The following is an 11,784-nucleotide window of genomic DNA, read 5'->3' as shown; positions in this document are numbered from 1 at the left end:
TGTAACAGCTAGTGATTTAAATAAGACCCTCGCAGGGTCTTATTTTCGTTTCAATGCTATATCGCGTAACGGTTATGCAGAGTCTCCGCCATTTCGCGGACCTGCTCGGCTGTCGGCAGGATCAGGCTGCCGACGGCGGGCAGGCCTTCCTGGGCGGCCATGATGACCTGCTTTACGGCTGCCGCGAAAGCAAGCGAGGCTTCCGGCCCAAGTCCGGCAAGCTCCTCCAGGCTGGCGGTGCTGTCCGCCGTTACGACGGGGAAGTCGGCCGCATCCGCGCCTGCTGCCGCGATATCATAGAACGAGCGGACCAGCCGGGCACGCTCCGCACCGGAGCCTTCCGCCACAATAAAGGCTTGAATGATGACCGCGTTGACCTGGCGCCGCTGGGCAATGCCGCAGAACTTGTAGCCGCCGATGCTTAAGTCGAAATCGCCTGGGCAATAAGCTCCGCCGATCTCGCCCTTGTCGACCTGTCGGCCCGATGCTTGCAGCGCCAGCCGAATAAGCTCGTACATCTGCTCGAAGTTGTCGTGAAAGTGGAAATCAAGCACGTCGCTTTTCGGCAAGATTAACGACAGGTTCACAACGCCGGTATCCAGCGGAACAGCGGCTCCGCCGGAATTGCGCACCGCGGTGTCCCAACCGGCCGTCTCCAGCAGATCACGGGCTGCTCCGGCGCTCGGCAAGCGGCTGTCGCGCAATCCCATGATGAAGGCGCGGGGATGGCGCCACAAATGGCATACAGCCGGTCCGCCTCTTCCGGTGCTTCTGCACAGCAGCTCGTCCAGGGCAAAGGCATAAAGCGGATCCTCCTCCGAGAAATCGTTCATCCGGTCCAGCAGGACAAGCCCCCGTTCCCCAAGCTGCTCGATAGCGCTCCATTTCATCTTTCGTACCTTCCTCTCCTACCAGTTCCAATACTCCCATCATACTGATCCCTTCCCGTCAAAACAAGGCATGCGGGCAGCCGCCATATATCCGCCGCTGCCTTCCGGGTAGCCTGTACGGAGCAAGCGCTCTATGAATATACTGCTCCTAAGCGAAGCAAGTTGATAGGTCGGAGGATGATTGAGCAGTGACTAATATGAAGACGATTTTGGAGGCGCTGCCTCCGCGGCAGGTTAACAATAAGCTATTTATCGGGCCGTTCACGATGGGTACGCCAATCGTGCTGTCATGGACGGAAAATACGATTGGGACAATCGGCAAATTTTGCTCGGTATCGAACACCGCGACGATATTTTTGGGAGGCAATCATCATTACGAGTGGATCAGCTCGTTCCCTTTTACCGCGTATATGACGCAGTATTTTACGGAGGGCGCCTATTCCAATGGCAATGTAACGATCGGCAATGACGTGTGGATCGGACATTATTCCACGATTTTGTCCGGCGTTACGATTGGTCACGGGGCGATTGTAGGAACGCATGCGCTGGTGACGAAGGACGTACCTCCCTATGCGATCGTTGGGGGCAATCCTGCCCGCATCATCAAGTACCGGTTTCCGCCCGATGTCATTGAGAGACTGCTTCAGGTGAAATGGTGGGACTGGGAGGTGCAGCAGATTGAAGCGGCCGTTCCGCTGCTTCAGCAGGCGAATCTGAGGCCGTTCTTCCGTTATTGCGCGAGACTAGGCAAATAGGGGAAAGAGAAGAGCATGCCGGGAGGTATGCTCTTTCTTACTGTTTATATGAGGATTGCTGCCAACCCTATAAAAATAGCATTTACACCTTCTGTAAGTTCCTGTAAAATCCAAGGAAACGACGGAATTTGACAGCGGTTACATTATAAACGGCATAATGATGCCTGAGGAAAAAGGGGTTGAGGAGAATGACGGATTCTGCTCACGATGTCAGGGATTACGCAGAAGAGCAGACCTTGCTTCGGGTGGATGGGTTGAAGCGTACATTCGGACGCGGTTCCGGCGCTGCGGTTGTCCTGCAGGGCGTTAATCTATCGATTGCGCGTGGACGTCTGGTTGCCTTGAAGGGGAGGTCGGGCTCGGGGAAAACAACGCTGCTTAATCTCCTTGGAGCACTGGATTCGCCTACGGAAGGGACTGTAGATTTCGACGGTATTGCGCTTAGCGGGCTATCCGACAAGGCGAGGGGGGATATCCGCAGGACGCAGATGGGACTGATCTTCCAATCGTTTGCGTTATTTCCCCTTATGTCCGCATACGAGAACGTGGAGTTCGCCATGCGGATAGCCGGCGTTCCGGCATCGGCTAGGAAGGAAGCGGCCTTGCAGGCGCTCGATTACGTAGGCCTGAAGCCGCGGATGCATCACCGCCCCTTCGAGATGTCCGGCGGCGAGCAGCAGCGGACGGCGATCGCCCGGGCGATTGCCCATAAGCCTAAGCTGCTCCTCGCCGACGAGCCTACGGCGGAGCTCGACAGCCGGACCGGTCTGCATATTTTAAGCGTGCTGCGCAATCTTGTTCGGGAAGAGGGCATGACGGTCGTCATGACGACGCATGACCCGGCGATAATGGAAATCGTGGATGAAGTCTATGAATTGGAGGATGGAACCATTGTTGAAGCTGCGAAATTATAGTTTAGCCTTTGTCTTGAGCGTTAGCTTGTCCTTGCTAGCGGGCTGCTCGCTTATCCCGAACGAGGAAGAGCCCCTGAAGCCGCCCCTCGTAAAGCCGGCGGAGCAGAATTACTCGACCGATGATGTGAAGACGGGCGATATCCGCCGTGAAGTGAAAGGCTCGGGCGTATTCGAATCTACGGCAAGCGAATATGCCCAGTTCAAATCGCAGGGCGGACGGCTGAAGAAGCTTTACGTTTCCTCCGGCGATACGGTCAAGAAAGGCGATTTGCTGGCCGAGCTTGTCGTAGACGGTCTGGATGTGCAGACGCTGGAGCAGAAGCTGGCGGCGGAGCGGGCCGAATTCGCCTTGAAGCAAGCGAAGCAGGGCGGCAATGCGCAGGAGATACATATCGCCCAGCTGCAGCTGGAGATTGAACAGCTGAAGGAGGACAAGCTGGAGCAGACGGCCGAACAGAGCAAACTGCGGGCAACGTTGGACGGCCAGGTCATATTTGTCGAGGAGCTGGCTGAGGGAGATTTCGTACAGCCGTACCAGACGCTTGTCCGGGTGGCGGATCCAACAAAGCTGCGGTTTTCTTATCGCTCTTCCGATGCCGGCAGCATCGGCGAAGTCCAGGTGGGAATGAATGCGGTTATTACCGCAGGCAATAATTTCGAATCGACGGGCAAAGTTGTGCAGACACCGTCCTCCGCTCCGCTGACAACCGATCCCGATCTGAAATCCAAATACAGCAGCACGCTGTATGTAAATGTAACCAAGCTTCCGGAAGGGGCGGAGATCGGCTCAAGCGCGAACGTATCCATCGTCCTCACCGAGCATAAGAATGTGGTCCTTATTCCGAAGAGCGGACTTCGTTCGTATCTGGGTCGTACGTTTGTCCGCGTGCTGGACGGAAAAGCTTTGCGGGAAGTTGATGTTGAGGTAGGCATTCAATCGGCAACAGAGGTGGAAATCGTCCGCGGGCTGAAGGAAGGCCAAACGATCGTTCTGAACTAATTCATTTTTTTCGCGAAGTGGAGGCTTACCTGTGGCTTTATTGTCCATGATTGTGCGTAAAATGACGCAAAACAAATGGCTGGAGCTCAGCCTTCTGATCGGACTTGTCCTGACAGTCGGCCTGGTCTCCAGTATTCCGACCTATACGGAGGCCATTCTGTCCCGCATGCTGGTGAAGGAGCTGGAGGCCTCGCAGCTGAGCTCTTACCCGGGCACGATGAATATGAAATTCACGTATATCGGCGTGAACAACGCGGAGCAGCGCATCAAGCAGATGCAGACGAATGAACAGTTTATGCGGAGCAAAGTGCTTCCGATGATCCCGGTGGATCTGATCGAGAAGACCTCCGACTTATACACATCCGCGTTTGATCTTAGTCTTGACCAGGCTCCCCCTCCGGGCGAGAAAAAGAAGATATACCGCACGAGCTTGACCAGCGTCAAAGACCTCGAGCAGCATATTAAGCTGATCGACGGACGGATGCCGGCGGATAAGCCGGTCGACGGCGTATACGAAGTGCTCGTTACGGAAAAAGGTCTGAACACGCTGCGTACGGTGCTCGGCACGGTGTTTGTCTTCGAGGATCTCAATAAAAACGAGGTCCGGGTAAAGCCGGTTGGCATTATGACGAAGAAAGAGGATGACGATCTTTTCTTCCTGTCCCCGGATCTGGGCGGATTCACGAGTTCCCTGATCATGAATAGCGACGTGCTGGATAAGGAGTTTATTCAGACGCACCGCCTGCTAGTCAATTCGAACGCCTGGCATATCGTACCGAAATATCAGGATCTGGAGCTTCGCAATATTGACGGGTATCTGAAGGCTGCCGAAACCTTGAGGGCCCAGGTAAAAGCCAATTACCACTACACGCTGGAAGCGCAGTATGTTGATGTTATCGATCGTTATTTCAAAAGCTCCGATAATTTGCGCATTCTGATGTGGTCGCTCAACGTACCCGTACTCGCGATGCTTGGCCTGTACGTCTTTATGGTATCGAATCTGATTACGAACCGGCAGAAGACCGAAATTGCCGTTCTCCGCAGCCGCGGTGCCGCCCGCTGGCAGATTATGCTGTCCTACCTGGCGGAATACACGCTGCTTGGCGCGGTAGCGGTTGCTGCGGGACCGCCGCTTGGAATGTTCCTGACCAAGGTGCTGGGCTCTTCGAACGGCTTTATGTCCTTCGTTCAGCGCTCCGGCATCCGCGTTCATCTGAACAGCGAGGTCTATTTGTATGCGGCGGCGGCAGCGGTTATCGCTCTGATCGTCATGCTGGTACCGGTCATCTTTGCGACCAAAACCACGATTGTTGGGCACAAGCAGCAGCTGGCCCGCATGCGGCAGACGCCATTCTGGCATAAGCTGTTCCTTGACGTAATTGCTCTTGCCGTTTCCCTGTACGGTCTTCGGGTCTTCCACGAACGGATGAAGACGCTGCAAACGCTTGGTCTCGATAATGAAGCGCTGCATATTGACCCTCTGCAGTTCGCGGTGCCTGCCTTGTTTATTTTGGGCGGGGGCATGCTGCTGCTAAGGGTTTACCCTTACTTCTTAAGATTAATTTATTGGATCGGACGCAAATGGTGGCCGCCTTCCATGTATGCGACGCTTATTCAGGTTGGACGGTCGAGCGCGGGTTATCAGTTCCTGATGGTATTCCTGATGATGACGATCGCCACCGGCATGTTTAGCGCAAGCGCCGCCCGCACCATCAATCATAACGGCGAAGACCGAATCCGGTATGCGAATGGGGCGGACGTTGTCCTTCAGGCGAACTGGCCAAACGACAAGCCGCCGGAAAATCCGGGAGGAGGGCCGCAGCAGCAACAGGCGGCCGTCACGCTGACGAAGCCGGTCATCCACTATTCGGAACCGCCTTTTGAGCCTTATACCCAGCTTGCCGGCGTCGAGAGCACGGCAAAAGTGCTGATTCATGACAATGCATCCTACAGTACCGAGGAAGGCTCCGGATCCGCCAAGCTGGTCGGTATCGATACGGATGAGTTCGGTCAGACGGCCTGGTTCCGCGACGGCTTGCTTGATTATCCGTTTTATGATTATTTGAACCTGATGGCTGCAGCGCCTAATGCGGTGCTGATCTCGAAAACCTTGGCCGACGAGAATAAGCTGAAGGCCGGAGATACGATCTGGGTTGGATGGGATGGCATCGATATGCAGCCGTTTGTCGTATATGCGGTGGTGGATTATTTCCCTACCTTTAATCCGAACCCGCGGGATGCGGAAACGCCGGCACCTAAGCTGATTGTGGGCAGCCGCCTGCAGATTCAGACCTATTTGTCGCTTGAGCCTTATCAGGTATGGCTGAAGATGAAGCCGGGCGCAAGCGTAAACGATTTGTACCGGGATATCGAAGACAAAAAACTAAGCATTGTTGATATATCCGATATGAAGAGCAAGCTGACTACGGCCAAATCGGATCCGTTCCTGATGGCGGTTAACGGCACTTTAACGCTTGGATTTATTATCTCGCTTGTCATTAGCTTTGCGGGGTTCCTGCTGTATTGGACGCTGGTGCTGCGCGGGCGGATGCTGCAAAACGGGATTATGCGGGCGATGGGCTTGTCTTTGCGCCAATTAATCGGGATGCTGACGGTCGAGCAGTTGCTGACGTCCGGGGCCGCGATAGTTATCGGCCTGGTCACGGGACTGACGGCCAGCCGTCTTTTTGTTCCTCTGTTCCAGAATGCCTTTGACGCGAAGCAGCTGGTACCGCCGTTTAAAGTGATGGTTGATCCGATTGACTCGATCCGGATCTACGTCTTCGTGGGATCCACCATTCTGATCGGCCTTATTATTCTGGGCTACATGCTCTCGCGCCTCAAAATCCATCAGGCTATTAAGCTGGGGGAGGATTAACCGTTGATACATTGCGAAGGTTTGGTCAAAATCTACAAGGCAAACGAACTGGAAGTATTTGCGCTGCAAGGCCTTGACCTCCATGTGGAGGCCGGAGAGCTGATGGCGATTATCGGCAACAGCGGCAGCGGCAAATCCACGCTTCTGAATATGCTGGGCGGGCTTGACCGCCCGACCGCAGGCAGTCTGACGGTGGACGGCAAGGATCTGATGAAGTTCAAGGAACGGGATTTCGTCAAATATAAGCGGGAAAGCGTAGGCTTCGTCTGGCAAAATAACGCCAGAAACCTGATTCCTTACCTGACCGCGCAGCAAAATGTCGAGCTGCCGATTCTATTGAACGGCCGCCGCAAGCAGCAACGGGCGCGCGAGCTACTCGAAGCGGTGGGGTTATCCCACCGTGCCCATCATAAGCTGCAGCAGCTGTCCGGTGGGGAGCAGCAGCGCGTGGCAATCGCCATCGCGCTGGCCAATCATCCGCGGCTGCTGCTTGCCGATGAGCCAACCGGCTCGGTCGATACGAGGATGGCGGCGCAAATCCTGGAGTTGTTCCGTACCTTGAACCGGGAGCTAGGGCTTACGGTCGTTATCGTTACCCATGATCCGGAGCTAGCCCGCCAGGTTGACCGCGTAGTAGCGATCCGGGACGGCAAAATCTCCTCGGAGATGCTTCGCCGCAAATCGTATATGGAGGAGCTTGCCGAGCTGGCAGAGGATGAGGCAGAGAGCGAGTCTCATGTCGAGTATGCGGTGCTGGACAGAGCAGGCCGCCTCCAAGTTCCGCATGGCTATTTGGAGGCAGCCGGATTTAAGGATCACCGCAAGGCGCGGGTCCAGCTGGAGAACGGAAGAATTATGCTCTCTCCGCCGGAAGAGGGTTAGCTCAGGGGAATGCGGATTTCTACGCAGGTTCCTTCCCCTGGCTTGCTGCTGTACTGGATCGTTCCTTTATGATGCTGGATAATTTGCTGACTGATCATAAGGCCGAGGCCGTTGCCCTCGGCCTTTCGCGTGAAGAAAGGCTCGCCTAGCCGCGCAAGATCCTCCTCGGGGATTCCTACACCCTGATCCTTGATCCGGATCAGAATGTTCTGCTCCGACTCCCTCGCAAGCTCCAGGGTCAGCTCACCGCCGTCTGGCATTGCTTCCATGCCGTTCTTCATCACATTCACAAGCACCTGCTTAAGCTGGTTGGATTCGCATCGAAGAGACGGAACACCGGGCTCCAGACAGGTGATCATCTGAACGTTATGGATATTGGCCTCGGAGTCCAGAAGGACGATAATATCATTCATGATCGCATACAGATCCGCTTCCTGATAACGGTCGGCCTGCGGCTTTGCGAACACCAGGAATTCGCTCACAATGAGGTTGATCCGATCGAGTTCGGAAAGCATGATATTCAAGTAAGACTTGTCCAGCCTGCTGTCCTTCTGCATCAGCTGAACGAAGCCGCGCAGGGTGGTAAGGGGATTGCGGACTTCATGAGCGACTCCCGCCGCAAGCTGACCGACAACCGACAGCTTCTCCGACCGGCGCAATATATCCTCCGTCCGTTTGCGTTCGGCAATATCCCTCGCAATGGATGCGTAAGCAACGAAATATCCCCGCTCGTCCCTTATGCCCGACAACGTAATGCTCACTTCAACGGGCAGCCCGTCCTTGCTGTACAGAACGGTCTCGTAGTCCGTTACTTGGCCGCCGTTCAGAATGATTTTTCCCTTTTCCGCAAGCTCGGCCAAAATCTCAGGCGTAAACATGGGCAGCTTCTGTCCGGAAGCCTCTGCCAGCGTCCAGCCGAACATGGTCTCAAAGGCTTTATTCGCATCAATGGTTCTGCCCTCAAGATCCACGACATGAATGGCATCGGAGGTGTTGTTGATGAAGGACTCCAAATACTGCTTCGTATGGAGAAGCTCCTTGGCCGCCGCGGTAAGCTGCGTCTGGTAGCTGTGCAGATTAGAACTCATGGCGTTGACCTGCGAGGCTAGCGCGCCAAACTCGTTATTGCTGTCGATCTCAATCTGTTCGCCAAAGTTGCCCCTCGAGATATCGTGGACCCGCTGCATAATCATCTCCAGCGTCCTGATCATAAATCCCGCAATGAGCGAGCTGCAGGCAATAGCGGCGCCAATCAGGCCAAGCGAGATCAGAATCTGAATAAGAAGCTGGTGATATAGAGGCTCCTTAATGGCGGCGTAATTAATATTTACAACAATAACGGATTTGCTTGTTCCGGACATGGGGATAAAGCTCTTCAGAACTTTATGACCATGAATCTGTGTTTTTGTTGTGACAATCCCGCCGGTCTGATCGGCTTTCATCAGATTGGTGTAATCATGGAGATCGATGTAATTGTACCGGCCGAATATCATGCTCTGGTTATCCAGCTTGTACGGCTGTACCTTTTCCTTCATGGAAACAACTTGGGGATCATTATAAAAAGCCGGGCTGAACCCGGATATTTCGAGAATCGAAGGGTTATCCGCAATAATTTGCTGTGCAATGGCATCGCTGCTCTTCAGGTTCTCCAGATTATAAAATGCTCCGGCATGAACAATCGGATTAATCAGGTAGTTGGTCTTGTCATTATAATAAAAGCCTAATTTGTTGACGTCATTCAGATCGGAAGGAATGATCGTAATCGGCGGAGACCAGAAATGATTAAGCTTCTGTCCTTGAGGAATGATGACCTGGCGCATTTCAAACAGCTGGCTGAAGGCGGTATACCAGTAGCCCAAAGCTTTGGAGCTTGCTCCTATCGCCTTTGAATTGGAGGATTTCTGAGCGGTTATGTCGTCCCCGTTCTTCGCCCAGAGGGTAATATAATCCACGCCCAGCTCCTGGCTTAACCTGACGAGCTGCTCGTTGCTGATATTGTTAATATCGGGATCAAGCTTATCTTGCGCGGAGATAGAGGCGATCCGAAGCTTCTCGCCGACGGAATCCTCGATAAGCTGCTTTGATCGCTGCGCGGAATCAAGGGTTTCGCCAATCTGCTTGGCAATGCCGATCATTTGCTGCTCGGCGCCTTTTTTTAATTGGGAAGAGGTCGAAAAATAGTAAATCGATAAGTTTAAGCTAAGGATGACAATGACGGTAAGCGATATGAACCAGGCCAGCTTGGTCTTGATAGACAAACGGTATTCCTCCTGAAGGTGCACAGCAATAGGATTATTTTACATATGGAATCTAGTATATCGCAGTTGGGAGAGCAGGAACATAGCAGATTGTGTCGAAACAATCGATTAATTGTTAAATAGAAAAAGAGCATCCTCCAACCCGAGGCTGCTCTTTCTATTTTGAAGCATAATACGGATTAATGCTCTTTGCGGCGCATAACCAGGGCGGCCGCCCCTACAATGATCAGCGCGATAGCGAGGAACGGACGTACAACCTCTACTTGATTGAGGAATGTTCCAAGCGAGAACACGGCGAAGAACAACAATCCCAGCACGAGCAGGATGTTGATCGGAATCAGCAGCCACTTGTTGCGGTTGCCGAACCAGTAGAACTCGAAGAGGCCGGCTGCGACCGCGACGATAAAGCCGGGCCACATGTACTCCCAATTATTGAAGAGCATGGCGATCTGCGACGTCACGCCGGACACCAGCAGGATACCGCCCGGGATCAGGACGCCGATCCCTTTTCTCCCCGTCATGGAGAAATACAGCCAGTGGAAGAACAAACCAAGCGGGATTACGAACAAGCTTGGCCAAAAGTATCCGAACAGGTTCCCCGGTCCGAAATGCATTCCCTTATTCAACAGTAAGTATGCTCCGAGAAGAATAAATACAGGGCCAAGAATGGTCCTTTTATTCATTGCGCTCATCTCCTTTAGGTACAGCATATCATGCGGGTTTTTATAAGTCCTCATTCTTTAGGTCACAACCGGAACCCGACTAAAGTCCAGTCCTGTAAAAAATTCGTCGTATTAGTCATAATCTCACAGAATACGACATTTTACACCTCTTGTAGGATTCTATGAAAGCGCTATTATTAAGATATAAAGAAACAGGAGGTGATTACGATGAGCCATGAAGAAGAAGTAGTTCAAGCAGCAGCTGAAGAAGCTGTTGAAGAAATCGCTGAAGAGGTTGTTGCGGCTGCCGAAGAAGAGGCAGTTGAAGCAGCTGAAGAAGAAGCGGCAGTAGCCGAAGAAGAGGCTGCTGTTTCCGAGGAAGAAGAGACTGATGCTGAAGAAGCATCCGATGACGAAGCAGAAGAACAATGATTACGGTCATTTTATAAAATATAAGCGGTTATCAATAATCCCCTTCGGATACGGAGGGGATTATTTCATATAGTATTTGCATGTAAGCTTGTCGCTTTGGTATGCTCATTATTGAACACCATACAAGGGAGAAGCACACATGATTATTATCAAGACGGAAGCGGAAATCAACCGCATGCATGAAGCCGGCAAGATTTTGGCCGAAATCCATAGACAAATCGCGAAGTTAATCGCACCGGGCATTACGACCCACGAGATTGATCAATTCGCCGAGAAGCTGATGAAGCAATACGGCGCGACACCGGAGCAGAAGGGCTATAAAGGCTACCAGTACGCAACCTGCGCATCGATCAACGATGTCATCTGCCACGGCTTTCCGAAGAAAGAGAAGCTGAAGGACGGCGACATCGTAACGATCGATATGGTCGTTAACCTGAACGGCTGGCTGGCAGACTCCGCATGGTCTTATCCGGTAGGCAATGTTACCGAAGAGGCGGATCGTTTGCTGCGCGTGACCAAAGAGTCCCTTTATAAAGGGATCGAGAAAGCCGTTGCCGGCAACCGGATCGGGGATGTGTCCCATGCGATCCAGGCCTATGCCGAAGCGGAAGGCTTCTCGGTTGTCCGCGATTTCATCGGACATGGCATCGGCCAAGAGATGCACGAGGATCCGCAGGTGCCGCATTACGGGCCGCCAAACAAAGGTCCGCGGATTAAGGAAGGGATGGTCTTCACCATTGAGCCAATGCTGAATGTGGGCACCTACCAAATGAAGATCGACGCGGACGGCTGGACGGCGCGTACAAGAGACGGCAAGCTGTCCGCCCAGTATGAGCATACGATTGCGATTACGGCGAACGGTCCGGTTATTCTTACCGAGCAATAAGCAGAAAGCTGTGAATAAGGGGATACGGGTTGAATGGCTAAAGCCTTCAGTCGGTATCCTCTTTTTTACATCTGTTCATGACCCGTTCCGAACAAAAGAAAACCTTACATAATTAGTAATAAAATTACAAAATAATTGCGTGACAATTCAGATTTCTTACACTAGAATCTTACAATAGAATGAGAAAAATGATGCCGCCGTCATCCTGTCTTTACATCTCTGTGTAA

At 52.9% G+C, this 11,784-nt stretch carries 10 protein-coding genes; 7 read left to right on the top strand and 3 right to left on the bottom strand.

Annotated features, from left to right (window positions below; genetic code table 11):
* Nucleotides 1-56: 56 nt before the first annotated feature.
* Nucleotides 57-890: a lipoate--protein ligase family protein gene (locus tag PJDR2_RS29925; protein WP_015847490.1), complete on the bottom strand. Its 834-nt coding sequence runs from the start codon at nucleotides 888-890 to the stop codon at nucleotides 57-59.
* Nucleotides 891-1,087: 197 nt separating this feature from the next.
* Here PJDR2_RS29925 and PJDR2_RS29920 point away from each other — a divergent pair, with 197 nt between their 5' ends.
* The 5 genes from PJDR2_RS29920 to PJDR2_RS29900 all read left to right on the top strand — a co-directional run bounded on the left by PJDR2_RS29920 (nucleotide 1,088) and on the right by PJDR2_RS29900 (nucleotide 7,319).
* Nucleotides 1,088-1,645, top strand: coding sequence for a CatB-related O-acetyltransferase (locus tag PJDR2_RS29920; RefSeq protein WP_049790193.1), 558 nt, complete (start codon nucleotides 1,088-1,090; stop codon nucleotides 1,643-1,645).
* A 188-nt stretch (nucleotides 1,646-1,833) separates the two neighbouring features.
* Entirely contained in the window at nucleotides 1,834-2,559 is a 726-nt protein-coding gene (locus tag PJDR2_RS29915) for an ABC transporter ATP-binding protein (protein WP_015847488.1), read from the top strand.
* Nucleotides 2,537-3,559, top strand: coding sequence for an efflux RND transporter periplasmic adaptor subunit (locus PJDR2_RS29910; protein ID WP_015847487.1), 1,023 nt, complete (start codon nucleotides 2,537-2,539; stop codon nucleotides 3,557-3,559). The genes PJDR2_RS29915 and PJDR2_RS29910 overlap by 23 nt, the downstream gene beginning before the upstream one ends.
* Before the next feature lie 31 nt (nucleotides 3,560-3,590).
* On the top strand, nucleotides 3,591-6,437 hold the full coding sequence (locus tag PJDR2_RS29905; protein ID WP_015847486.1) for an ABC transporter permease: 2,847 nt from the start codon (nucleotides 3,591-3,593) through the stop codon (nucleotides 6,435-6,437).
* A 3-nt stretch (nucleotides 6,438-6,440) separates the two neighbouring features.
* Nucleotides 6,441-7,319: an ABC transporter ATP-binding protein gene (locus PJDR2_RS29900; RefSeq protein ID WP_015847485.1), complete on the top strand. Its 879-nt coding sequence runs from the start codon at nucleotides 6,441-6,443 to the stop codon at nucleotides 7,317-7,319.
* Here PJDR2_RS29900 and PJDR2_RS29895 read toward each other — a convergent pair.
* Nucleotides 7,316-9,577 carry an ATP-binding protein gene (locus PJDR2_RS29895; RefSeq protein ID WP_015847484.1) on the bottom strand — a complete coding sequence of 754 codons (2,262 nt, stop codon included), beginning with the start codon at nucleotides 9,575-9,577 and terminating at the stop codon, nucleotides 7,316-7,318. The genes PJDR2_RS29900 and PJDR2_RS29895 overlap by 4 nt on opposite strands.
* 179 nt (nucleotides 9,578-9,756) lie before the next feature.
* Nucleotides 9,757-10,260, bottom strand: a complete 504-nt coding sequence (locus PJDR2_RS29890; RefSeq protein WP_015847483.1) for a hypothetical protein — start codon at nucleotides 10,258-10,260, stop codon at nucleotides 9,757-9,759.
* A gap of 207 nt (nucleotides 10,261-10,467) precedes the next feature.
* On the opposite strand from PJDR2_RS29890, the gene PJDR2_RS29885 reads away from it, so the two are divergent.
* Together PJDR2_RS29885 and map are read left to right on the top strand one after the other, a co-directional pair.
* Nucleotides 10,468-10,671: a hypothetical protein gene (locus PJDR2_RS29885; RefSeq protein WP_015847482.1), complete on the top strand. Its 204-nt coding sequence runs from the start codon at nucleotides 10,468-10,470 to the stop codon at nucleotides 10,669-10,671.
* Between the two features lie 139 nt (nucleotides 10,672-10,810).
* The gene (map, locus tag PJDR2_RS29880; protein WP_015847481.1) at nucleotides 10,811-11,557 is read left to right on the top strand and encodes a type I methionyl aminopeptidase; all 747 of its coding nucleotides are present in this window, start codon (nucleotides 10,811-10,813) and stop codon (nucleotides 11,555-11,557) included.
* The last annotated feature ends 227 nt before the right edge of the window (nucleotides 11,558-11,784 follow it).

Origin of the sequence: Paenibacillus sp. JDR-2, from assembly GCF_000023585.1 — a bacterium.
GTDB lineage: Bacteria > Bacillota > Bacilli > Paenibacillales > Paenibacillaceae > Pristimantibacillus.
This window is presented reverse-complemented; position numbering and strand designations above follow the sequence as displayed.

Coding starts and splice junctions, on each gene's coding strand:
- PJDR2_RS29925 (WP_015847490.1), bottom strand. CDS start 890: ATGAAATGGAGCGCTATCGAGCAGCTTGGGGAACGGGGGCTTGTCCTG.
- PJDR2_RS29920 (WP_049790193.1), top strand. CDS start 1,088: ATGAAGACGATTTTGGAGGCGCTGCCTCCGCGGCAGGTTAACAATAAG.
- PJDR2_RS29915 (WP_015847488.1), top strand. CDS start 1,834: ATGACGGATTCTGCTCACGATGTCAGGGATTACGCAGAAGAGCAGACC.
- PJDR2_RS29890 (WP_015847483.1), bottom strand. CDS start 10,260: ATGAATAAAAGGACCATTCTTGGCCCTGTATTTATTCTTCTCGGAGCA.
- PJDR2_RS29885 (WP_015847482.1), top strand. CDS start 10,468: ATGAGCCATGAAGAAGAAGTAGTTCAAGCAGCAGCTGAAGAAGCTGTT.
- map (WP_015847481.1), top strand. CDS start 10,811: ATGATTATTATCAAGACGGAAGCGGAAATCAACCGCATGCATGAAGCC.